Raw genomic sequence first — 23,621 nt, forward strand, 5'->3', positions numbered from 1 at the left:
TCCGGCAATTTCTCCTCCAAGCAGATGGCCCGTTCGGGCACGCGTTATCCCGTCACCGCGCTGGTGCTCAGTGCGTTGATCGCCGCCGCCCTCGCCGCCTGCAACAGCCAGGCCGCGCCCGGCGATGCGCCGCCGCCGGCACCCGAAGTCAGCGTCGCCACCGTGCTGTCCAAGCAGGTGCGGCAGTGGGACGACTTCACCGGTCGCGTCAGCGCGATCGAGACCGTCGACCTGCGGCCGCGCGTCAGCGGCTATGTCGAACGCGTCGCCTACAAGGAAGGACAGGAGGTCAAGAAAGGCGACCTGCTGTTCGTGATCGACCAGCGCCGCTACCGCGCCGAACTATCGCGCGCCCAGGCCGAACTGGCCCGTGCGCGCAGCGAGGCGCGGCTGGCGCAGACCCAGGACGCGCGCGCGCAGGCGCTGCTGGAAGCCAAGGCGATCTCGCGCGAGGAGTTCGAGACGCGCAAGGCCGCCACCGCGCAGGGCAATGCCGGCGTCAACGCGGCGCAGGCCGCGGTCGAAAGCGCGCAGCTGGACCTGCAGTTCACCCAGGTGCGTTCGCCGATCGATGGTCGTGCCGGCCGCGCGCTGGTGACCGAAGGCAACCTCGCCCAGGCCGACTCGACGCTGCTGACCACGGTGGTGTCGATGGATCCGGTACACGTCTACTTCGAAGGCGACGAGCAGAGTTATTTGCGTTACCAGGAACTGGCGCGCACGGGCGAACGCAGCCGCATCAACAACAAGGTCCGCATCGGCCTGGCCAACGAGCAGGGTTATCCGCACGAGGGCACGGTCGACTTCATCGACAACCAGGTCGATGCCGATACCGGCACGATCCGCGCGCGCGCGGTGCTGTCCAATCCCGACCGCCAGTTCACGCCCGGCCTGTTCGCGCGCGTGCAGATCGAAGGCAGCGGCGAGTTCAAGGCGATGCTGATCGACGACAAGGCCGTGCTCACCGACCAGGACCGCAAGTACGTGTACGTGCTCGGCGCGGACAACAAGGCGCAGCGCAAGGACATCGTGCTCGGCGGCAACATCGACGGCCTGCGCGTGGTCCGTTCCGGCCTGGCGCCAAGCGACAAGGTGATCGTGCACGGCGTGCAGAAGGTGTTCTTCCCCGGCATGCCGGTGGCGCCGAAGGTGATCGCGATGGGCGCGCCGGCACCGGTGCAGCAGGTCGCAATGAAGTGACGTAGTGACGCCCTCTCCCGCGTGGAGAGGGTGGGGTGAAGGCGCGGTCCGCCACCGCGCCGCCGCAAAAAAAACGCAAGCGAGGCTGCGCGATCGCGCCGGCCGGGCTATTCCATTGCCAAGGATTTTCCCATGGACTTCTCCAAATTCTTCATCGACCGGCCGATCTTCGCCGCGGTGCTGTCGATCGTGATCTTCGCCGCCGGCCTGATCGCGATCCCGCTGCTGCCGATCAGCGAGTACCCGGAAGTCGTGCCGCCGTCGGTGGTGGTGCGCACCGTGTATCCGGGCGCCAACCCGAAAGTGATCGCCGAGACCGTGGCCACGCCGCTGGAGGAATCGATCCGCGGCGTCGAAGGCCTGATGTACATGAAGTCGGTCGCCAGTTCCGACGGCTCATCCACCACCACGGTCACCTTCAAGCCCGACGTCGATGCCGACGAGGCCACCGTGCGCGTGCAGAACCGGGTCAGCCAGGCACTGGCGCGGCTGCCCGAGGATGTGCGACGCCAGGGCGTGACCACGCAGAAGCAGTCGCCGGTATTCCTGATGGTGGTGCACCTGCTCTCGACCGAAGGCAACTACGACACGCTGTACCTGCGCAACTACATGCGCCTGCACGTCAAGGACCGGCTGGCCGGCATCCCCGGCGTCGGCGACGCGCAGCTGTTCGGCGGCGGCGACTACGCGATGCGCCTGTGGCTGGACCCTGACAGGATCGCCTCGCGTGGCATGACCGCCAGCGACGTGCTGCGTGCGGTGCGCGAACAGAACATCCAGGTCTCCGCCGGACAGCTCGGCGCCGAGCCGATGGCCAACGGCAGCGATTTCCTGACTCCGATCAACGCCCGTGGCCGGCTGGAGACGCCGCAGGAATTCGGCGACATCGTGCTCAAGAGCGGCGAAGGCGGCGAGATCGTGCGCCTGTCCGACGTGGCCAGGATCGAGCTTGCCGCTGGCGACTACAGCATGCGCGCACGGCTGGACGGCAAGAACGCCGCGGCGATCGGCATCTTCCAGGCGCCCGGCGCCAACGCGCTGCAGATCCGCGACGAGGTGATCGCGCGCATGGACGAGGCGGCGAAGCACTTCCCGCCCGGCATCGAGTACAAGTCGGTCTACGACACCACGATCTTCGTGCGCGATTCGATCAAGTCGGTGATCACCACGCTGCTGGAAGCGACACTGCTGGTGGTGCTGGTGGTGATCCTGTTCCTGCAGACCTGGCGTGCGTCGATCATTCCGCTGATCGCGGTGCCGGTGTCCGTGGTCGGCACCTTCGCTGCGCTATACCTGCTCGGCTTCTCGATCAACACGCTGACCTTGTTCGGGCTGGTGCTGGCGATCGGCATCGTGGTCGACGACGCGATCGTGGTGGTGGAAAACGTGGAACGCCACATCGAGGCCGGCCTGACTCCGATGGCCGCCGCGCACCAGGCGATGAAGGAAGTATCCGGACCGATCATCGCGATCGCGCTGGTGCTGTGCGCGGTGTTCGTGCCGATGGCGTTCCTGAGCGGCGTCACCGGCCAGTTCTACAAGCAGTTCGCGGTGACCATCGCGATTTCGACGGTGATCTCGGCGATCAACTCGCTGACGTTGTCGCCGGCGCTGGCCGCGCGCCTGCTCAAGCCGCACGACGCGCCCAAGGATGGCCTGACCCGCTTGATCGACCGTGGCTTCGGCTGGTTGTTCCGGCCCTTCAACCGCTTCTTCACGCGCAGCGCCGACGGCTACCAGCGCACGGTCGGCAAGGCGCTGGGCCGTCGCGGCCTGGTGTTCGCGATCTATGCGGTGCTGCTGGTGGGCACGGGGCTGATGTTCCAGGTCGTGCCGCGCGGCTTCATCCCGGTGCAGGACAAGTCCTACCTGATCGCCGGCGTGAAGATGCCCGAGGGTTCATCGATCGAGCGCACCGACGCGGCACTGAAGAAGATCGGCGAGATCGCGATGAGCATCGACGGCACCCGGAACGACATCGCCTTCCCCGGCTTCAACCCGTTGCAGTTCATCAACACCCCCAACTACGGCGTCACCTTCATCAACCTCAAACCGTTCGGCGAGCGTCGCAGTGCGACCGAGATCAACGCCGAACTGAGCGCGAAGATCGCCGGTATCCAGGAGGGCTTCGCGTTCTCGCTGCTGCCGCCGCCGATCGACGGCCTGGGCACCGGCTCTGGCTACTCGGCCTTCATCCAGGACCGCGGCAACCTAGGCTACGGCGCGCTGCAAAGTGCGGTGCAGAACTTCCAGGGTGCCGGCGCGCAGACCCCGGGACTGGGCTTCATCAACTCCAGCTACCAGGCCAACGTGCCGCAGCTTGATGCCGAGGTCGACCGCATCAAGGCCAAGGCGCAGGGCGTGCCGTTGACCGAACTGTTCGACACGCTGCAGACCTATCTCGGCTCGGCCTACGTCAACGACTTCAACATGTTCGGCCGCACCTGGCAGGTGATCGCGCAGGCCGACGGTCCATTCCGCGACAACGTCGAGGACATCGCCAATCTGCGCACCCGCAACGTCAACGGCGAGATGGTGCCAATCGGCAGCATGGTGAAGATCAGCGAGACCTTCGGTCCGGATCCGGTGATCCGCTACAACGGCTATCCGGCCGCCGACCTGATGGGCGAAGCCGATCCGAAGGTGCTGTCGTCGGCGCAGGCGATGGAGAAGATCGAAGCGCTGGCGCAGCAGGTGCTGCCCAATGGCATGGGCATCGAGTGGACCGACCTGAGCTACCAGCAGGCCACGCAGGGCAAGGCGGCACTGGTGATCTTCCCGCTGGCGGTGCTGCTCGCCTTCCTGGTGCTGGCCGCGCTGTACGAAAGCTGGACGCTGCCGTTGGCGGTGATCCTGATCGTGCCGATGACGCTGCTGTCGGCGCTGATCGGTGTCGGCCTGACCGGCGGCGACAACAACGTGTTCGTGCAGGTCGGCCTGGTGGTGCTGATGGGCCTGGCGTGCAAGAACGCGATCCTGATCGTGGAGTTCGCGCGCGAGCTGGAAATGCAGGGCAAGGGCATCATCGAGGCGGCTCTTGAAGCCTGCCGCCTGCGCCTGCGCCCGATCGTGATGACTTCGATCGCATTCATCGCCGGCACCATCCCGCTGGTAATCGGCTCCGGCGCCGGCGCGGAAGTGCGCTCGGTCACCGGCATCACCGTGTTCTCCGGGATGCTCGGCGTGACCCTGTTCGGCCTGTTCCTGACGCCGGTGTTCTACGTCGCGCTGCGCAAGCTGGCCAATCGCCCGCTGGTACGGCACAACCAGGCCGCGCATGCGAGCGACCACGGCGCGCCGGCATTGGAGACGCGCGCGCTGTAGTCCCACCGGCTTCTGCGTTAGCGCTTTAAAGAACGACCCGTTCCAGAACGGTCGACAAGAAACGGATATCGCCGCGCATCGCGCGCGGCGAGGATCCATTTTCCTTCTCTCATTGCGGAGCAAGCACATGCACAACGACAAGATCGCCCTGGTCACCGGCGCCACCCGCGGCATCGGCCTGGAGACCGCACGACAGCTAGCCGCGCAGGGCGTGCACACCCTGCTCGCCGGACGCGACCGCGACAAAGCGGTGAAAGTGGCGCTGGAGCTGCAGGCCGAAGGCCTGCCGGTGGAAGCGATCGCGCTGGATGTCACCGACGAGGCCGGTGTCCACGCCGCCGCGCGCGAGGTCGAACAACGCCACGGCCGCCTCGACATCCTGGTCAACAACGCCGGCATCGTCCGCGATGATTTCGAGCGCGTGCCATCGGCGCAATCGCTGCAGAGCTGGCGCGAGACCTTCGACACCAATCTGTTCGGCATGGTCGCCACCACCCAGGCGTTCCTGCCCCTGCTGCGCAAGTCGCCGGCCGGCCGCATCGTCAACCTGTCCAGCGCACTGGCATCGCTGACGCTGCACACCGATCCGGGTTCGGACATCTACAACCTCAAGGTGCCGGCGTACGACGCGTCCAAGACTGCGGTCAACGCCTGGACCGTGCACCTGGCGCACGAGCTGCGCGACACCACGATCAAGGTCAACGCGGTCGATCCGGGTTCGGTGAAGACCGACATGAACGCGCACGGCGAACTCGACGTCGCCACCGGCGCCAGCGGCAGCGTGCGGATGGCGCTGCTCGATGCGTCCGGGCCGACCGGCAGTTACACCCACCAGGGCGAGGTGCTGCCATGGTGAGCACGATGCGTGATTTCTCTGTGGCGCGCGGTTTCAGGGGCGCTGCGATGACCTTGTTTCCGTCCGCACTGGCGCTGGCGCTGGCCGCCTGCACCGTCGGTCCTGAACATGTGAGGCCGACCGTGGCCACGCCGGCGCAGTTCGCGCGCGCGCAGGCGCCGGCCGTCGCCGCAGCGGCCGACACGCAGAGCGCCGACATCGCGCTGCGCGAAGCCGACGCCGAGTTCTGGCGCGGCTTCGACGATCCGCAACTGACCTGGCTGGTCGACGAGGCGCTCGCCGCCAACCACGACCTGCGCATCGCGGTGTCGCGCTACGACCGTGCCAACGCGCTGCTGCGCGAGGCGAAGTTCGACCGCTTCCCGACCGTGACCGCGAACGCCGAAGCCAGCGATGCGCGCAGCAGCGCCGACCAGGCGCCGGGCGTGGCGCGCGGCGATCGCGACGGCGAAAGCTACGGCGCCAACGTTTCGGCGACGTGGGAACTGGACCTGTTCGGCCGCGTGCGCCGCAACGTCGAGGCCAACCGCGCCGATGCCGCGGCCAGCGCGGCGGATCTGGAAGCGCTGCAGGTGGCGATCGTCGGCGAAGTCGCGCGCACCTATGTCGAACTGCGCGGCCTGCAGGAGCGGCTGCGCGTGGCGCGCGACAACACCGGCAACCAGCGCGACACGCTGCGCCTGGTCGAAGCGCGGCTTGACGCGGGTCGCGACACCGAGTTTGACACGTCACGTGCCCGTGCGCAGCTGGAAACCACGTCGGCGCGTATTCCCGCGCTGGAGGCGCAGGTCGCGGTGGCGATGCATCGCCTCGCGGTGCTGGTCGGGCAGACGCCGGACGCGCTGATCGCCGAACTGGACCCGCAGAAGCCGTTGCCGGCGTTGCCGGCGCGGATGGATGCCGGCACGCCCGGTGAACTGCTGCGCCGTCGTCCCGACATCGCCGCCGCCGAATATCGTCTGCATTCGGCGACCGCGCGGATCGGCGTCGCCACCGCCGACCTGTTCCCGCGTTTCACCCTCGGCGGCCTGATCGGCAGCCAGGCGATCGACAGCAGCGCGCTGTTCGAACGCAACAGCGAGACGCGGCTGGTCGCACTGGGCATCGACTGGTCGTTCCTCGACATCGGCCGCGTGCGCGCACGCATCGCCGCCGCCGATGCCGACGCCGCCGGCGAACTGGCGCGCTACCAGCAGACCGTGTTGCTGGCGCTGGAGGACACCGAAAACGCGCTGGTGCGCTACGCCAAGGCGCGCGTCGAGGACCAGCATCTGGAACGGGCTGCAGTCGACAGTGCACGCGCCGCGCAGCTGGCGCGGGTGCGCTACGAGGCCGGCGCGTCCGGGTTGCTGGAGGTGCTTGATGCCGAGCGCACGCAGTTGCAGGCGCAGGAGGCGTTCGCCGATGCACGCACCCGCAGCGTGGCCGGCGCGGTGGCCTTGTACAAGGCGCTGGCCGGCGGCTGGCCGCAACGCCCGCCGCTGCGCGAGGACGTGGCCGATGCGCGCACGCCCTGAGCGCGTGCGCCTCGGCCCGTCTCCGTCAGCAGGATGACCTCCCCGTTCGTCGAGCCAGGATCCGCGATGTCGCAGACCGATACCGTCAATCGCCGCATCGTCCTCGCCGCGCGCCCGCGCGGGTTGCCGGTGCCGGAAGACTTCAGGCTCGAGCAGGTCGAGGTCCCGGAACCCGCGGATGGGCAGGTCTTGCTGCGCACCGCATTCCTGTCGCTGGATCCCTACATGCGCAACCTGATGGACGAAGTCGGGCCTGTCTACGCGCCACGGGTCGAACTGGGCGCGCCGATGGTCGGCGCCACGGTCAGCCGCGTGATTGCGTCGCGGCACCCGCGATTCCGCGAAGGCGAACTGGTGCTTGGCAATGCCGGCTGGCAGGACTTCGCCTTGTCCGACGGCAGCGATCTGCTGGCCGTCGATGGCATCGATCCGCCATCGCTGGCGCTGGGCGGCCTGGGCATGACCGGATTCACCGCGTACGTGGGCCTGCTCGACATCGGCGCGCCGAAGCCGGGCGACACCGTGGTGGTCGCGGCCGCCAGCGGTGCGGTCGGCGCGGTGGTCGGCCAGATCGCCCGGCTCAAGGGCGCGCGCGTGGTCGGGATCTGCGGCGGCGAAGAAAAATGCCGTTACGTGGTGGATGAACTCGGCTTCGACGCCTGCCTGGATCGCCATGAACCGGAACTGGCGGCGCGTCTGGCCGTGGCCTGCCCGGACGGCATCGACGTGTATTTCGAGAACGTCGGCGGCGAGGTGTTCGACGCCGTGCTGCCGCTGCTCAATATCGGCGCGCGCGTGCCGGTGTGCGGGATCATCGCGCATTACAACGACCGGACATTGCGCGACGGTCCGGACCGCTTGCCGCTGCTGCAGTCGACCCTGCTGCAGAAACGCATCCGCATGCAGGGCTTCGTCATCCTCGACCACTATGCCGAGCGCTTCGAGGCCTTCCGTCGCGACATGCTGGTGTGGCTGCGCGATCGCCAGGTGCTGCTGCGCGAAGATCGCGTGGATGGCCTGGAGAAAGCGCCGGCGGCCTTCATCGGCCTGCTGCAGGGACGCAACTTCGGCAAGCTGCTGGTGCGCGTCGCCGAAACCTGAATCGTGGTGCGACAGGCTCGCCATGAGCGTGGACGCGACTACGCAGCGACCTTCGGCGGCGCCAGTGCTGCGATTGTGGCAAGGCACGGCATTGCCATCGGCAAGACGACCGTCGGTCGCGTTGTACGGGCTGCCCGCGCGACATCCCACCGCATCGCCAGCCGTTGCGCGCGAGCGTTGCCGGTCTGCGACGATGAATACGTTCCTGTCGTCCGGCAACGGCATGGCCGCGATGCGACCCGGCGCTGAATCGGTATGCGCAACAGCCGAATGAATGCGCCGTTCTTCACCGCCCTGCGACTGCGACTGGCCTAGCGTCTCGCAAAGTTCGGAATCGCAGGAAGAACGAAGTGCCAGGCGGCAGAGTCAATTTGAATGTCGGCGGACGTGCCAGCAGCACCCCGGCGGAAGCTCCCGCCGGCAGCGACTGGGTCGATCACGAAACGCATTACCGGCGCGCGTATCGCGATGCGCCGTACTATTCCAGCGGCCGCGGCTGGTCGGATTACGCGCCGGCCTATCGCTATGGCTACGACAGTTTCGGTCGTTACCACGGCCGCCACTTCGAAGAGGTGGAGCCGCAGCTGGAGCGCGACTGGGCGATCGGTCGCGCCGAATCGCGGCTGGCCTGGGTCGAGGCGCGCGGCGCGGTGCGCGACATCTGGCGCCGTATCGGCCAAGACAAGCCCGGCGATCACGACCTGCCCGGCGCACACCATTAGTACCCCGGCGGCGGCATCGGCCGCTTGCGATTTCACCTGCATTGGACGGTGGCGGGGCTAGCGTGCAATCGGGCTCCACGCGCGGAGGGCGCACCATGAGCACGCTGCACAAGGACCATATCCTCAGTACCGGCGGCGCCACCCTCGGCGGCGGCGTGGTCGGCGCGGTGATCGGCGCCGTCGTCGGCGGCACGCCCGGACTGACGCTGGGCGCGGTGGCCGGCGGCGCGCTGGGCGCGATCGCCGGAGAGCACCTGTCGGAAGCGGCCGACACGCGCGGCGACCTCGGCCATTTCCAGCAGGTGTTCCACACCATGGAGTACTACGTCGACGGCATGACCTGGGACGACTACAAGCCCGCCTATCGCTACGGCCTCGACACCTACGCCACGCGCGGCGGCCAGCCCTTTGCACAGGCGTCGGCGCAACTGGCGCAGGACTGGCCACGCGTGCGCGGCGAATCGCGGCTGGAATGGCCGCAGGCGCAGGCCGCGGTGGCGCACGCCTGGCGCGAACTGGACGACAACCTGCAGGCGCGCGGCCGCGACAGCTAGCAACATTGCGATCCAGCGGTGGCGCGGCCTGCGCATGGCGGCCGCGTTAACATGTGCGTCTCCCCGCAATGCCGGAGCCGCCATGGCCTCTAACCAAGATTCCAGCGACGTCAGCCGCGCGCAGGCCGAGGACGCGGTGCGCGTGCTGTTGCGCTGGGCCGGCGAGGACCCCGCGCGCGAGGGCTTGCTCGACACGCCCAAGCGCGTGGTCGAGGCCTACCGCGACTGGTTCAGTGGCTACAGCGACGACCCGCAGGAATTTCTGGCCCGTACCTTCAAGGAAGTGGCCGGCTACGACGAGATGATCGTGCTGCGCGACATCGAGTTCGAGAGCCATTGCGAGCACCACATGGCGCCGATCATCGGCCGCGCGCACGTCGGCTACCTGCCCGATGGCAAGGTGGTCGGCATCAGCAAGCTGGCACGCGTGGTGGAGACCTATGCGCGCCGCTTCCAGGTGCAGGAGAAGATGACCGCGCAGATCGCCACGGTGATCCAGGAAGTGCTGAACCCGCGCGGCGTCGGCGTGGTGATCGAGGCCACCCACGAATGCATGACCACGCGCGGCATCCACAAGCGCGGCGTCAGCATGGTCACCTCCAAGATGCTCGGCGGCTTCCGCGACGACGCCCGCACCCGCGCCGAGTTCCTGCGCTTCATCCGCGACGGCCACGTCGGTTGATTCAGCCCTCTACCTTTATGGGAGAGGGTGGCCCGCAGGGCCGGGAGAGGTTCGGCTTTACAGGACAGGAGGTCCGATGCCGGAACAACGATTGCTCGATCACGCCAAACGCATGCGCCAGGCCCCAACCGACGCGGAGGCTCTGCTGTAGCGTCATCTGTGCGGCAAGCGTTTCTCGGGCTTCAAATTCAAGCGGCAGTAGCCGGCCCGTTCATCGTCGACTTTGCGTGCCTGCGCCATAAGCGCATCGTCGAAGCGGATGGTGGACAGTATGCCGATGCCGTGCGCTACGACAATGCGCGAAAGGCACGGCTGGAAGCGCAAGGATTTCAGGTTCTCAGATTCTGGAATAACGAGATCCTGCGGGACGCCATTGCGTGCTGGATTCGATCCGTGGCGAGTTGGTTGGACGGCGCTGAAGCCGGAAGAGGTCCGCAACCTCGGGTCAGCACCAGGGTTCCTCCAGCGCCGATAAGGAATAGCTTGCCGTAGTCCACGTTCACGGAGTACGGAGATGGGCAGCGACGGCAATGACGGTGCCGGCGGCGTCGGCAACAGCAACAGCAGCGCCAATTCGGCGGGCAACCAGAACAATGCGGCCGACAGCCTCGGCAATGCCGCCGAAAGCGTCGCCGACGCCATCGGCCAGGCGGTCGATGCGGTCGCCGATGCCGTCAGCAGCGTGCTCGGCTCGGCCTCGGAAACCGGCCTCGGCGATGCGCTCGGCAACCTGGCCGACATGCTCGGCATCGACGCCAAGGATCTGCAGGGGCTGGTCGGCGCCGCATTGATGGGCGCGATCACCGGCGGCCTGCCCGGCGCGGTGATGGGCGTGGTCAACGCGCTCACCGGCGGCAGCCTGACCAGCGCCGCGCGCGACGCGGTGGCGTCGAACCTGCCGTCGGCGATGCAGCCGCTTGCCAACCTGGCCATCGACAGGTTCGCCAGTGCCATTCCGGGCGCCGTTTCCAGCACCAGCCTGCAGGGCGTGCTCGGCACCCTCGCCACCGGTGCGCTCACCAACGGCCGAGTGCCCGGCATGAGCGAGATCGCTTCGGTCGCGCGCTCGATGCACGACCTGTCACATGTCGCCAGCGGCGTGATGGACAGCGTGACCCGCGGTGACTTCGCCAGCGCGCTCGATGCCGCTTCCGCGCTCGAGGGCGGCTTGAACCGTTCGTTCGAACAGGCGCGCGAGATCGCCGGCAATGTCTCGGCGACTTTCGCCCGTGGTCATGACGTGTACCCCGAAGGCGGACATGGTGCATTCGGCGATACCGTCGAACGGCTGGCCGTGGCGACCACGCAGCTGATGGCGCGACGCTGATCGTCGCGTAGGGCGGAAGCGCCTGCGGCGGTTCCGCCCTACGCGAGCAACAGTTGGGCGATGCCCTTCGCCGCCTCGCGACCTTCGTAGGCCGCTGTTACCACCAGGTCGGCGCCGCGCACGCCGTCGCCACCTGCGAACACGCGCGGATGCGTGGTCTGGAACGGCAGGCCGCCGTCGCCCTTGCCGCCTGTGACGCGGATGCGTCCGTTGTCGTGCTGGGCGATGCCATGCGTGGACAGCCACGCTGGCGGATCGGGCTGGAAACCGAACGAGATGATGACCACGTCCGCCGGCAATTCCGATTCGCTGCCCGGCACGATTTCGGCCCGCTGGCGACCGCGCGCATCCGCTTCGCCAAGACGCGTTTCGGCCACGCGCACCGCGCTGACCGCGCCGTCGCCGAGCAGCGCCAGCGGCTGCCGGTTGAACAGGAATTCGACGCCCTCCTCGCGCGCGTTGGCCACTTCGCGCGCCGAGCCGGGCATGTTGGCCTCGTTGCGCCGATACACGCAGCGCACGCTGGCCGCGCCGAGCCGCACCGCGCTGCGCACGCAGTCCATGCCGGTGTCGCCGCCGCCGAGCACGACCACGTGGCGACCGCGCAGTTCGGGTAACGCGATCTCGTCTTCCCAGCCGGCAATGGCGCGTCCCTGCGTGTCGTCGCCGATCACGATGCGCCCGTTCTGCACCAGGAACGGCAAGGCCGGCAGCACATTGCGCAGGTCCTGCCCGGGGAGGCCGCCATCGGTGTAGCGATAGCTGCCAAGGCCGAGGAACACCGCGTCGTAATCGGCGAGCAGCGCATCGAAACCGACGTCGCGTCCGACCTCGACGCCGAGCCGGAATTCGACGCCCATGCCCTCGAGGATGCCGTGCCGCGTCGCCATCACCGTGCGTTCGAGCTTGAAGCTGGGAATGCCGAACTGCAGCAGTCCGCCGATCGACTCGTAACGGTCGAACACCGTCGCCGCGATGCCGGCGCGCGCCAGCCGGTCCGCGCAAGACAGCCCCGCCGGTCCGGCGCCGACCACGGCGACACGTTTGCCGGTCGCCGTCACCGCCGCCAGATCGGGACGCCAGCCATCGGCGAGTGCACTGTCGACGATGTATTTCTCGACCGCGCCGATGGTGACCGCGCCGAAGCCGTCATTGAGCGTGCAGCTGCCTTCGCACAGGCGATCCTGCGGACACACGCGGCCGCAGATTTCCGGCAAGGGATTGGTTTCATGACACAGCGCGGCCGCTTCGTGGATGCGGCCCTCGCGCGCCAGCTCCAGCCATTGCGGAATGCGGTTGTGCAACGGACAACCCCACGAGCAATACGGATTGCCGCAATCCAGGCAGCGCCCCGCCTGGTGTTTGGCATCACCACCGTCGAAGCGCCCATACAACTCGCTCCAGTCGCCCTGCTTGCGCAACGACAACGGCACGCGCTCGGGCATGCGGCGCGCGGTGTCGAGGAATTCGAAGGGAGTCTTCTTGCTCATACGACCCGCCCGGCAGTGAAAAGCGCCATGGGCGCAGCTTTTGATCCTGGAGCGACGCGGCAAGAGTCCTCGCAAGCTCGCAGACCCGAAGGGCGGCGGCCATGAATGGCCGCCGTTTTCCGATGGAGGCAGGAGGCCGACTCGGAAAATCCCCGAGGACTACAAGGCGCAACGTGAGCCTTGATCGGGGAAGACCCTTTTCTTTGGTTACTTTCTTTTGGGTCAGCAAAAGAAAGTGACCCGCACGCGCAGCGGGCGGAAGCTCCTGTGGGTTGCAGCAAGGGCGAAGCAGACTCCGTTCGACAACAAAAAGAAGCAAGGTCGCTGGGTCCCCGCCTTTGCGGGGATGACAGCCTTGAAGCAGGGGCAACAGCATGCTCGCTGCGCTCGCTCCCCTCACCCGCCCTTCGGGCACCCCGCTCCGTGCCCCGGCCCTCGCTGCTGCGAAGACGCTCAGGGCATGCGAATCCGTGATTCGCAAACCATGTCCTTCGCCCCCGCAAGCGGGGCGAGGGGGAAGCGACGGCAAGCGCGTGGATGCCGAAGCGATCGATGGCGACCAGACTCCTCATGCCGCCCGCCTCAAATTGTCCGCCAACGACTCCAGGCTCGCCGCCTTCGGTTTCACCAGCCAGAACTTTCCGAGGAAGTCGCGGAACTCGTCGATGATCTTCTGCGCGAACACGCTGCCGGTGAAGCGCGCATGCGTTTCCAGCAGGTCCAGCAGGTGCGAGCGATGGTGCTCGAAGCCCTCGCTGTTGATGCGCAGGATGTCGATCAGCTCGTGGTTGTAGCGATCGACGAAATCACGCTCCAGGTCCAGCACGTAGGCCATGCCGCCAGTGAAGCCGGCGCCGAAGTTGAGGCCGGTGCGGCCCAGCACCGCGACCACGCCGCCGGTCATGTATTCGCAGCAGTGGTCGCCGACGCCTTCCACCACCGCTATCGCGCCGGAGTTGCGTACCGCGAAGCGCTCTCCGGCCTGGCCGGAGGCGTACAGCTCGCCGCCGGTGGCGCCATACAGACAGGTGTTGCCGAGGATCGGTGTCTCATGCGCCGCGTATCGCGCGCCGGCCGGCGTGCGTATCACGATGCGGCCACCGGCCATGCCTTTGCCGACGTAGTCGTTGGCCTCGCCATGCAGTTCCAGGTGCAGGCCACCGGCGAGGAACGCGCCGAAGCTCTGTCCGGCGGTACCATCGAAACGCAATTCGATCGGCGCGTCGTCCATGCCGTGGTTGCCGTACGCACGCGCGATGCGCCCGGACAGGCGCGTGCCGATGCTGCGGTCGGTGTTGCGGATCGCGTATTCATGGCGACCGCCGCGCTTGTGCGCGATCGCATCGGCAAGTTCGGTTTCCAGCTCCGCCGCCAGTCCGTGCGGGGCGACGGCGTGCGCGGGCGTGCCGCACAGGGCGCCGCCGGTCAGTCCGTCGCGGGCCAGCAGCAGCGAAAGATCCAGGCGCTCGTGGTTGTCGTCGACGCCACCGATCTGATGTAGCAGGTCGACGCGACCGACGATCTCGCCCAGCGTGCGCACACCCAGCTGCGCCAGGTAGCCACGCACTTCTTCGGCGAGGCCACGGAAGAAATTCTCGACGCGCTCGGGCAGGCCGGTGAAATGGTTGGCGCGCAGTCGCTCGTCCTGGGTCGCCACGCCGGTCGCGCAGTTGTTCAGATGGCAGATGCGCAGGTACTTGCAGCCCAGCGCGATCATCGGCGCGGTGCCGAAGCCGAAGCTCTCCGCACCCAGCAGCGCCGCCTTGATCACGTCCAGTCCGGTCTTCATGCCGCCGTCGGCCTGCACGATCACGCGATCGCGCAACTCGTTGGCCAGCAGCGCCTGGCGCGCTTCCGACAAACCGAGTTCCCAAGGCGTGCCGGCATAGCGGATCGACGACAGCGGGCTGGCGCCAGTGCCGCCGTCATGGCCGGAAATGGTGATCAGGTCCGCGCCCGCTTTCGCCACGCCGGTGGCGATGGTGCCGACGCCGGCATGCGAGACCAGCTTCACCGACACCAGCGCATCGGGATTGACCTGCTTGAGGTCGAATATCAGCTGCGCCAGGTCCTCGATCGAATAGATGTCGTGGTGCGGCGGCGGCGAGATCAGGCCGATGCCCGGACGCGCATAACGCAGGCGCGCGATCAGTTCGTTGACCTTGTGGCCCGGCAGCTGTCCGCCCTCGCCGGGCTTGGCGCCCTGCGCCATCTTGATCTGCAGCACTTCGGCATTGACCAGGTATTCGGGCGTGACGCCGAAACGGCCCGAGGCGATCTGCTTGATCTTCGAGACCTTGTCGCTGCGGTAGCGCGCCGGGTCTTCGCCGCCTTCGCCTGAATTGCTGCGACCGCCGAGCCGGTTCATCGCGATCGCCAGCGCTTCGTGCGCTTCCGGCGACAGCGCGCCCAGGCTCATCGCCGCGGTATCGAAGCGTTTGACGATGGCTTCGACCGGTTCCACTTCGTCCAGTGGAATGGCTTTCGCGCTGGACGTGTCCAGCGCCAGCAGGTCGCGCAGGGCCGCCGGCGGACGCTGGTTGACGGTGTCGGCGTAGCGCTGCCAGTCGCCGGCATCGCCACTGCGCACCGCCTGCTGCAGCGACATCACCACGTCCGGGTTGTACTGGTGGTATTCGCCGTCGGGCGTGTACTGCAGCACGCCGCCGATCTCCGGCAGCGCGGCGTTGTTCCAGCCCAGTGCCGCCAGATGCGCGGCGTCGGCCTGCAGCGCGTCGAAGCCGGCACCGCCGATGCGCGACGGCGTGCCGGTGAAGCACAACTCGACCACTTCGTTGTCGAGGCCGACGATCTCGAACAGCTGCGCGCTGCGATAGCTGCCGATGGTGCTGATGCCCATCTTCGAGATGATCTTCAGCAGCCCCTTCTTGACGCCGCGACGATAGCTGCGGCCGATCTGGGCGACTTCGTCGTGCTTGGTCTTGAGGATGCCGCGCACGCCGAGGTCGTGCAGCGTCTGGTAGGCCAGGTACGGATAGACCGCGGTGGCGCCGTAGCCGATCAGGCAGGCGACGTGGTGCGGATCGCGCGCGGTGCCGGTCTCCACGATCAGGTTGACCTGGCAGCGCAGGCCGCTGCGCACCAGCCGCTGCTGGATCGCCCCGGTGGCAAGCAGCGCATGCACGATCAGATGGTCGCGACGCGGGCGACGGTCGCTGATGATCAGCAGTTCGATGCCCTCGCCCGCCGCGGTCTCGGCCTCGTCGCACAGTCGCAGCAGCGCCGCGCGCATGCCTTCGGCGGCGCTGAAGTTCAGGTCGAGGTAGCGATGCGTCGCGTCGTAGGGCGCGGTCGCCAGCAGCTGCCGCAGTTTGCGCTGCGACAGCACCGGCGAATTCAGCAGCACGTGATGCACGTTGTCCGGGCCGTCGACGAAGACATTGCCCTCGCGGCCGAGCTGCGTGGCCAGCGACATCACGCAGTCCTCGCGCAGCGGATCGATCGGCGGATTGGTGACCTGCGCGAAGGCCTGGCGGAAGCGGTCGTACAGTGGCCGCACCTGCTGCGACAACGCCGCCATCGGCACGTCGTCGCCCATCGAGCCGGTCGCTTCCTGTTCGGTTTCCGCCAGCGGGCGCAGTACCTGCTCGCGTTCCTCGCGGGTGAGCTGGAACAGTTTCTGGAAGCCGGCGAGCGTGCCTTGGTCGAATGGTTCCGCGGTCAGGTTGGGATCGATCAGTTCGCTGTGCAGGTAGGTCATGCCCTGCTTGAGCCAGCGCTTGTAAGGCGCGCGCGCGCGGTTGACCGCGTCGATCGCGTCGCTGTCGAGCAAGGCGCCGGTGTGCAGGTCGGCGGCGATCATCTGCCCCGGGCCGAGCTTGCCCTTGGCGACCACGTCGGCGACCGGCAGGTCCCACACGCCGGCTTCCGACGCGATCATGAAATGGTGGTCGCGCGAACGCAGCCAGCGCGCCGGGCGCAGGCCGTTGCGGTCGAGCGTGCAGGCGGCGTAGCGTCCGTCGAACACCACGATCCCGGCCGGCCCGTCCCACGGTTCGGTGTTGAGCGCGTAGTACTCGTAGAACGCGGCCAGGTCGGCGTCCTTGTATTCCAGCGACTGCGTGGCCGGCGGGATCAGGATGCGCAGTGCCTTGAGCAGATCCATGCCGCCGGCCTGCAGCAATTCCAGCATCGAATCCAGGCTCTGCGAATCGGAGCCGTCGGTCTCGATCACCGGATCGAACTCGCGTGGGTCGAGCGTGTCGGTGCGCCAGGTCGACGCGCGTGCCTGCGCCCAGCGACGGTTGCCGGCGATGGTGTTGATCTCGCCGTTGTGCGCCAGCAGCCGGAACGGCTGCGCCAGCGACCAGCGCGAACGGGTGTTGGTCGAGAAACGCTGATGGAACACCACCGCGCTGCTGGCCAGTTCCGCGCGCTGCAGGTCGGGATAGAACTGCGGCAGCCGCGACGGCAGCACCATGCCCTTGTAGCCGATGCTGCCGGCCGACAGGCTGACGATGTAGAAGCCCGGCACGTCGGCGCGCAGGCGCTGCTCGGCGCGGCGGCGCGCCAGGTACAGTGCGTGCTGGAACGCGGCGGGCTCCGGTCGCGCGCTGTCCACGTCCAGCGCCGGCACCACGAACACCTGCTCGATCCGCGGCAACGCGCGCAGCGCGCTGGCGCCGCAGGCCGTGGTGTCGACCGGCACCGCGCGCCAGCCGGCCACGGCCAATCCGACTTCGCGCAGCGCCGTGGCCAGGCCGGCATGCGCACGCGCTGCGGCGGCATCGTCGTGCGGCAGGAACACCAGGCCGGCGGCGAACTGCGCGCCGAGCGCGATCCCGGCCTCGCGGGCGAGCGTGCGCAGGAAGGCATCGGGTTGCTTGATCAGCAGGCCGCAGCCATCGCCGCTGAGGCCGTCGGCAGCGACGCCACCGCGATGGGTCATGCGGCCCAGGGCTTCCAGGGCACGGTCGACCAGTTCGCGGCTGGGCCGGTCGTCCAGCTGCGCGATCAGGCCAAAGCCGCAGCTGTCCCGCTCATCGCGAGGGTCGTACAAGCCGGCGTCGCGGGTGGTGCGATGCATCCTGTCTCCGTTCGGCTGCTGCGTGCCCGGTGGGGGCAAAACGTGGCGACGGTGGGCTACGGTGCGCTCGCGCGCTCCGGCCTGCCTTTGCAAGGATGGTTCGACTAGAACACAATTTGTGCGCTGCGGCAATTCGTGCCGGGGACACGCTTCAGGCCGCATGGCGACGGGGAATCTGGCGCCAGACCGGCCTGAAGCACGGTCCGCCGGGCGATTCCCAGCTGTCGATAATTACCCGGCAGATATTGACAACAGTATTGATCCGGGTAAATTACGCGTCCACCGCGCCATCGCCTCCAGGACTTCCATGCAAGCCGCCCTCGACACCCGTTGCACCGCCTTCGCCGGCCAGCACCGCATCGCTTCCGGCGAACTGCGCCATGTCGCGCTGGTCGCGCAGCGCGCGCAGGGCGGCGCGGCGCCGGTACTGATCTTCGACGACCGCAGCAGCCAGCCGATCGACATCGACCTGCGCGGCACGCCAGCGGACCTGTTGAAGCGGCTGGCCGACGTCTCCGAGCAGATCGGCCGGGCGGCGGATCCGGCGGTCGCCGAAGCGGCGCCACGCAAGGGGCCGGGACGGCCCAGGCTGGGCGTGGTCGCGCGCGAGGTCACGCTGCTGCCGCGCCACTGGCAGTGGCTGGCCACGCAGCCGGGCGGCGCGTCGGTGGCCTTGCGCAAGCTGGTCGAGGAAGCGCGACGCGAGCACGCCGGCAGCGACCGCAAGCGCGAGGCGCAGGAATCCACCTATCGCTTCATGACGGCGCTGGCCGGCAACGAGCCCGGTTTCGAGGAAGCGACGCGTGCGCTGTTCGCAGGCGACGCGATCGCGTTCGAGGAACGCATCGCCACATGGCCGGCCGACGTGCACGAACACATCGCCATGCTCGCCGCCGACGCACTGGCGTGATGGCAGCACGGCGGCGCAAGCCCCATCATTGACCGCTTCGGCGCCCGATCCTCTCATCGCAGATCGCCATGAACGCAACGATCGCCCCACGGGCGCGCAAGGCCGCGCTCGTCTTCATCTTCGTCGTAGTGTTGATCGACGTGCTGTCGTTCGGCCTGATCATCCCGGTGCTGCCGCACCTGGTCGAACAGTTCGTCGGCGGCGACACCGCGCATGCGGCGTACTGGGTCGGCGTGTTCGGCACCGTGTTCGCCGCGATCCAGTTCGTGACGTCGCCGATCCAGGGCACGCTGTCGGACCGCTACGGGCGAAGGCCGGTGATCCTGCTGTCGTGCCTGGGGCTGGGCCTGGATTTCATCTTCATGGCCCTGGCCAGCACCTTGCCGTGGCTGTTCGTCGGTCGCGTGATCTCGGCGATCACCTCGGCCAGTTTCACCACCGCCAACGCCTACGTCGCCGACGTCACCGCGCCGGAGCAGCGCGCGAAGAGCTACGGCATGATCGGCGCCGCGTTCGGGCTGGGCTTCATCGTCGGCCCGCTGATCGGCGGCTGGCTCGGCGAGATCGACCTGCGCCTGCCGTTCTGGTTCGCCGCCGGCCTGTCGCTGGTGAACTTCATCTATGGCTGGTTCGTGCTGCCGGAATCGCTGCCGGCCGAGCGGCGCAGCGCACGCTTCGACTGGGCGCACGCCAATCCGCTGGGTTCGTTGGCGTTGCTGCGCCGTTATCCGCAGGTGTTCGGATTGGCGGCGGTGGTGTTCATAGCCAACCTCGCGCATTACGTGTATCCGAGCATCTTCGTGCTGTTCGCCGATTACCGTTACGGCTGGGGCGCGCGCGAAGTGGGTTATGTGCTGGCGGTAGTCGGCGTGTGCAGCGTGATCGTCAACGCGGTGCTCGTCGGGCGCGTGGTGCACTGGCTCGGCGAGCGCCGAACCCTGCTGCTCGGTCTGGGCTGCGGTTTCGTCGGGTTCGCGATCTATGGTTTCGCCGATGTCGGCTGGCTGTTCCTGCTCGGCTTGCCGATCAGCGCGCTGTGGGCGCTGGCGGCACCGTCGACGCAGGCATTGATCACGCACCAGGTCGGCGCCGACGTGCAGGGCCGCATCCAGGGCGCGTTGATGAGCCTGGTGTCGATGGCCGGCATCATCGGCCCGGCGATCTTCGCCGGCAGCTTCGGATTCTTCATCGGCGATCGCGCACCGCTGCACCTGCCCGGCGCGCCCTGGTTCATCGCCGCGGTGCTGCTGGGCATCGCGGTGCTGATCGCGTGGCGCTATGCGCGTGCGCCCGCGGCGATGCCTGCGGCCGCCGACACGGCTGCGTGAGCGCAGCGTCCTCAGTGCGGCCGCAGGCAACACGCGCGTTCGCGCAATAATGGGCGAACCCACCGCCCATCCGCGAGGAGTCGTCATGCGCCTGACCGTTCCGATCATCGTCGTCCTGCTGGCCAGCGCCTGCAGCGGCGTGGAGTACAAGGACAGCAATGCCGCGGTCGATGCCAATCCGGCCTGCGTCGGCGCCGATGGCCGGCCGGGCGAGGCGACCGCACCGTGGTGCAAGCGCGAGGTATCCGCCGAATGGAAGGCGGGCGAGGGCGGCGAGAAGATCGACTTCAGCGGCGCCGACAAGGACGACTGACCGCGCATCGCAATGCGCAAGGCTCGACGATGACAGCCTTTTCATCTCGTTGACGGCAACACGGCAATGCTGGTCGCGTGACCCGCGACGATGATGCGACACCGGCGGATGCCGCCGCACACACTGCCGGGCAGGCCGGGCTGGTATATGTCAGCGATGCCATGCCCGGCATCGGCCGCCGGCGAGCCGGCAAGGGTTTCGTCTATCGTCGCGCCAGCGGTCGTCCGGTGCGCGACGCCGCGACGTTGTCGCGGATCCGCCAACTGGCGATCCCGCCGGCCTATACCGATGTCTGGATCTGCGCCGTGCCGAACGGCCATCTGCAGGCGACCGGGCGCGACGCGCGCGGGCGCAAGCAGTATCGCTATCACCCGCAGTGGAACCAGATGCGCGGCGACGGCAAGTTCGATCGCATCGTCGCCTTCGCCACGGCGTTGCCGCGGCTGCGTCGCGCGGTGCGCCGTGACCTGAAGCTGCCGGGCCTGCCGCGCGAAAAGGTGCTGGCGATCGTGGTCGCGACGATGGCCACGACCCTGATGCGCGTGGGCAACGATGCCTATGCACGCAACAACGGTTCGTTCGGCCTGACCACGTTGCGCAATCGCCATGTCGCCTTCCTGCATGGTGGGCGCGCGCGGTTGAGTTTCCGCGGCAAGAGCGGCCAGCTGCATGAAGTCGAACTGGATGATGCACGCCTGGTGAAACTGGTACGCGCCTGCCAGCAGTTGCCGGGACAGGCCCTGTTCCAGTACCTGGACGACGAGGGCCGACGCCAGCGCGTCGATTCGGGCAGGGTCAACGAATACCTGCGCGCGACGATGGGAGACGACTTCACCGCCAAGGATTTCCGCACATGGGGTGGCACGCTGCTGGCCTTCCAGATGCTCGCCGCCACGCCGCTGCCGCAGGCGTTGCGCGGCGACCAGCCCAGCGAAGCGACGTTGGCGACCACGCAGAACCGGGTGATCGCCGCGGTCGCCAAATCGCTGGGCAATACCGTCGCGGTATGCCGCAAGGCCTACATCGATCCCAGCCTGTTTGCCGGCTGGCGCGACGGCAGCCTGCAACGTGCGGCCGGTGCGGCACGTGGTGCGCGGCAGTGGGAACAGGCCGCACTGCGTTTTCTCAAACGCTCGCATCGCGCGGCACGATAGCCGCGCAACGAAAAGCCCATACCCTCTGTGCGAGGGTATGGGCGCAACGGCGTGATGCCGTGTCGGTTACGGTGAAGGCGGCGTGGTCTGCGACTGTGCCGGATCGTTCGGATCGGTCGGTGGCTGCGTTTCCACCGGTGGCGGCGTCGTGGTCGGCGGCTGCTCGGGCGCCATGCCTTCGGTCGCCGGTGGTGGCGTCTCGCTCGGCGGCGGCGTGGTTTCGCTCGGCGGAGGCGTCTGGCTCGGCGTAGTGGTATCCGGCGTGGTGGTGGCCGGTGCGGTATCGGCCGGCGGCGTATACGTCGGCTCGACTTCCTGATCGTTGTTGCACGCGGTCAGTGACAGAGCCACGGCCAGCGCGGTGATGGGGAGTGCGATGCGGATCATGATGGCTCCTGGCGTAAGGTACGCCTGTGAGCTTGGTTTGCGCCGCTGTAGAACCGCGTCAAGATTCGGCTAATAAAAGCGCAGTGGTGGGCGTGCGTTCAAGAACAGCATTCCGGCCGCGCGGCGAGGCTGCGCGGCCGGAATGCGGGTTGAATGTGCAGGTGTGCGCAGTAATTTCCGTATATCAACCGCAGCGCACGCTCTGGATCACGTTGCCATCATCCACTTCCAGGGTCAGGCGATCGTCCTGGAAATCCATGGTCACCATTTCTCCGGGCTTGATCACGCGCGTGGTGCCCGATCCGCTGTCGGCCTTGGCCTTGTCGACGACGTCCTGGCTCGCGGTCTGGCCGACGAGCGACTGCACCTTGCTGGCATCGCAGACTTTCTTTGCGTCGTCGACCGGCGCGGGCTCGAGCGTGTTTTCCGGTGCGACCGCAGGCGCGTCCGCCGGCGTGGACACGGCGGCAGTGTCGCCCGTGGCGGCGGTGGAGTCGGTACTCGGCGGCGTCGTGCCGTTGCAGGCGGCCAGCGACAGCGCGAACAGGATGGAGGCAATGCGGTACATGGCGGATCTCCTGGCGGGGGTAGGCGACAGCGTGCGTGCGCGGCCGTGTGCAGTACGTTAACGGATTGTCGGGCATACAGGTGCGGTCGGCGAAGGCAACGGCGACAGCAAGCGGCGCATCGACTTCACAGGAGCAGCATCATGGCCCATACCGTCACCTTCAACCTGCCGCGGCGCACGCTCGGACGCGAGGACATCGAATTCGTGGTCGAGAAGGACGGCATCCGTTTCGGCACGCTGCTGGTGTCCAAGGGCGCGGTGGAATGGCGGCCGACCAACAAGGTCTACCGGCGCCGCCTGCGCTGGGACCGGTTCGACCAGCTGATGCGCGAAAGCGGACGCAAGGTGCGCGCGGGTTGAGCGGCAAACCGCATGCGCCGGCCTGCGATCGCAATCGCGATCCGATCCTGGAAGTGTTGCGCACGCACTTCGCCGACCGCCAGCGGGTGCTGGAAATAGGGAGCGGCACCGGCCAGCACGCAGTGCATTTTGCGGCCGCGATGCCGTGGCTGACCTGGCAATGTTCGGACGTGGCGGACAACCTGCCCGGCATCGGCCTCTGGCTGGACGACGCGGGTTTAGCGAACACGCCGCCGGCGCTGGAACTGGATGTCGGCGGCGACTGGTCGCGTGTCGTGAAGACAGAGGATCCTCGACACGCGCGTCGCGGCTACGACGCGATCTTTTCGGCCAACACCTTGCACATCATGGGTTGGCCGCAGGTCGAAGCTTTCTTCGCCGGCGTGGGCAAGGTGTTCGACACGACATCGCAGTCGCAAGACAAAAACGATGGCGACGCCGTGCTGGTGCTGTACGGCCCGTTCAACTACGGCGGCGAGTACACCAGCGACAGCAATCGTGCGTTCGACGCATGGCTGAAAGCGCGCGACGCGCGTTCTGGCATACGCGACTTCGAGGCGGTGGACGCGCAGGCGCGGGTGATCGGCCTGCGGCTGGTCGCGGACCTGGCGATGCCGGCGAACAACCGCTGCCTGGTGTGGCGACGCGGCTGAAGCGACGCAGGGTGCAGGAAACACGGATCGGGCACGGATACGTCCTGTCGTAGTGGCGCCGCCCCACGATCCCGGGCCACCATCACGCCCGGCCATGCCGAATGGCAGGGGCCGCGATGGCCGGTTGC

At 67.8% G+C, this 23,621-nt stretch carries 20 protein-coding genes; 16 read left to right on the plus strand and 4 right to left on the minus strand.

Annotation, left to right across the window (positions count from 1 at the left end):
• Positions 1–24 precede the first annotated feature (24 nt).
• The 10 genes from IP90_RS15185 (at position 25) to IP90_RS15230 (ending at position 11,283) form a co-directional block, all read left to right on the plus strand.
• A complete protein-coding gene (locus tag IP90_RS15185) occupies positions 25–1,200 on the plus strand; it encodes an efflux RND transporter periplasmic adaptor subunit (RefSeq protein WP_144900547.1) in 1,176 nt (391 codons plus the stop codon).
• A gap of 132 nt (positions 1,201–1,332) precedes the next feature.
• A complete protein-coding gene (locus tag IP90_RS15190) occupies positions 1,333–4,524 on the plus strand; it encodes an efflux RND transporter permease subunit (protein ID WP_144900513.1) in 3,192 nt (1,063 codons plus the stop codon).
• A 127-nt stretch (positions 4,525–4,651) separates the two neighbouring features.
• Positions 4,652–5,380: an SDR family oxidoreductase gene (locus IP90_RS15195; protein WP_144900514.1), complete on the plus strand. Its 729-nt coding sequence runs from the start codon at positions 4,652–4,654 to the stop codon at positions 5,378–5,380.
• A 5-nt stretch (positions 5,381–5,385) separates the two neighbouring features.
• Positions 5,386–6,897, plus strand: a complete 1,512-nt coding sequence (locus IP90_RS15200; RefSeq protein WP_199753508.1) for an efflux transporter outer membrane subunit — start codon at positions 5,386–5,388, stop codon at positions 6,895–6,897.
• Between the two features lie 66 nt (positions 6,898–6,963).
• Positions 6,964–7,998 carry an NADP-dependent oxidoreductase gene (locus IP90_RS15205; RefSeq protein WP_144900515.1) on the plus strand — a complete coding sequence of 345 codons (1,035 nt, stop codon included), beginning with the start codon at positions 6,964–6,966 and terminating at the stop codon, positions 7,996–7,998.
• Positions 7,999–8,348: 350 nt separating this feature from the next.
• A complete protein-coding gene (locus tag IP90_RS15210) occupies positions 8,349–8,720 on the plus strand; it encodes a hypothetical protein (protein WP_144900516.1) in 372 nt (123 codons plus the stop codon).
• Between the two features lie 95 nt (positions 8,721–8,815).
• Complete coding sequence (locus tag IP90_RS15215) at positions 8,816–9,274, plus strand: hypothetical protein (RefSeq protein WP_144900517.1); 459 nt, start codon at positions 8,816–8,818, stop codon at positions 9,272–9,274.
• Positions 9,275–9,356: 82 nt separating this feature from the next.
• Positions 9,357–9,956 (plus strand): GTP cyclohydrolase I FolE, encoded by a 600-nt coding sequence (gene folE, locus IP90_RS15220; RefSeq protein ID WP_144900518.1) that lies wholly within the window; start codon positions 9,357–9,359, stop codon positions 9,954–9,956.
• Positions 9,957–10,115: 159 nt separating this feature from the next.
• Positions 10,116–10,448, plus strand: coding sequence for a DUF559 domain-containing protein (locus tag IP90_RS17015; RefSeq protein ID WP_199753509.1), 333 nt, complete (start codon positions 10,116–10,118; stop codon positions 10,446–10,448).
• Positions 10,449–10,470: 22 nt separating this feature from the next.
• Positions 10,471–11,283: a hypothetical protein gene (locus IP90_RS15230; RefSeq protein WP_144900519.1), complete on the plus strand. Its 813-nt coding sequence runs from the start codon at positions 10,471–10,473 to the stop codon at positions 11,281–11,283.
• Between the two features lie 38 nt (positions 11,284–11,321).
• On the opposite strand, the gene IP90_RS15235 is transcribed toward IP90_RS15230, so the two are convergent.
• Both IP90_RS15235 and gltB read right to left on the minus strand, forming a co-directional pair.
• Positions 11,322–12,773, minus strand: coding sequence for an FAD-dependent oxidoreductase (locus IP90_RS15235; RefSeq protein ID WP_144900520.1), 1,452 nt, complete (start codon positions 12,771–12,773; stop codon positions 11,322–11,324).
• 568 nt (positions 12,774–13,341) lie between these two features.
• Complete coding sequence (gltB, locus tag IP90_RS15240) at positions 13,342–17,820, minus strand: glutamate synthase large subunit (protein WP_144900521.1); 4,479 nt, start codon at positions 17,818–17,820, stop codon at positions 13,342–13,344.
• Between the two features lie 307 nt (positions 17,821–18,127).
• On the opposite strand from gltB, the gene IP90_RS15245 reads away from it, so the two are divergent.
• The 4 genes from IP90_RS15245 (at position 18,128) to IP90_RS15260 (ending at position 21,525) form a co-directional block, all read left to right on the plus strand.
• Positions 18,128–18,730 carry a DUF2239 family protein gene (locus IP90_RS15245; protein ID WP_144900522.1) on the plus strand — a complete coding sequence of 201 codons (603 nt, stop codon included), beginning with the start codon at positions 18,128–18,130 and terminating at the stop codon, positions 18,728–18,730.
• Between the two features lie 68 nt (positions 18,731–18,798).
• On the plus strand, positions 18,799–20,058 hold the full coding sequence (locus IP90_RS15250; RefSeq protein ID WP_144900523.1) for a TCR/Tet family MFS transporter: 1,260 nt from the start codon (positions 18,799–18,801) through the stop codon (positions 20,056–20,058).
• Positions 20,059–20,143: 85 nt separating this feature from the next.
• A complete protein-coding gene (locus IP90_RS15255; RefSeq protein WP_144900524.1) occupies positions 20,144–20,371 on the plus strand; it encodes a hypothetical protein in 228 nt (75 codons plus the stop codon).
• A 77-nt stretch (positions 20,372–20,448) separates the two neighbouring features.
• Entirely contained in the window at positions 20,449–21,525 is a 1,077-nt protein-coding gene (locus tag IP90_RS15260) for a DNA topoisomerase IB (protein WP_242007618.1), read from the plus strand.
• Positions 21,526–21,591: 66 nt separating this feature from the next.
• On the opposite strand, the gene IP90_RS15265 is transcribed toward IP90_RS15260, so the two are convergent.
• Complete coding sequence (locus tag IP90_RS15265) at positions 21,592–21,912, minus strand: hypothetical protein (RefSeq protein WP_144900525.1); 321 nt, start codon at positions 21,910–21,912, stop codon at positions 21,592–21,594.
• Positions 21,913–22,096: 184 nt separating this feature from the next.
• On the minus strand, positions 22,097–22,480 hold the full coding sequence (locus IP90_RS15270) for an I78 family peptidase inhibitor (protein ID WP_144900526.1): 384 nt from the start codon (positions 22,478–22,480) through the stop codon (positions 22,097–22,099).
• 141 nt (positions 22,481–22,621) lie between these two features.
• Here IP90_RS15270 and IP90_RS15275 point away from each other — a divergent pair, with 141 nt between their 5' ends.
• Both IP90_RS15275 and IP90_RS15280 read left to right on the plus strand, forming a co-directional pair.
• Complete coding sequence (locus tag IP90_RS15275; protein WP_144900527.1) at positions 22,622–22,840, plus strand: hypothetical protein; 219 nt, start codon at positions 22,622–22,624, stop codon at positions 22,838–22,840.
• Positions 22,837–23,493, plus strand: coding sequence for a DUF938 domain-containing protein (locus IP90_RS15280; RefSeq protein WP_144900528.1), 657 nt, complete (start codon positions 22,837–22,839; stop codon positions 23,491–23,493). The genes IP90_RS15275 and IP90_RS15280 overlap by 4 nt, the downstream gene beginning before the upstream one ends.
• Positions 23,494–23,621 lie beyond the last annotated feature (128 nt).

The sequence above is a fragment of the Luteimonas cucumeris genome (assembly GCF_007830035.1).
Taxonomy (GTDB): Bacteria; Pseudomonadota; Gammaproteobacteria; order Xanthomonadales; family Xanthomonadaceae; genus Luteimonas_C; species Luteimonas_C cucumeris.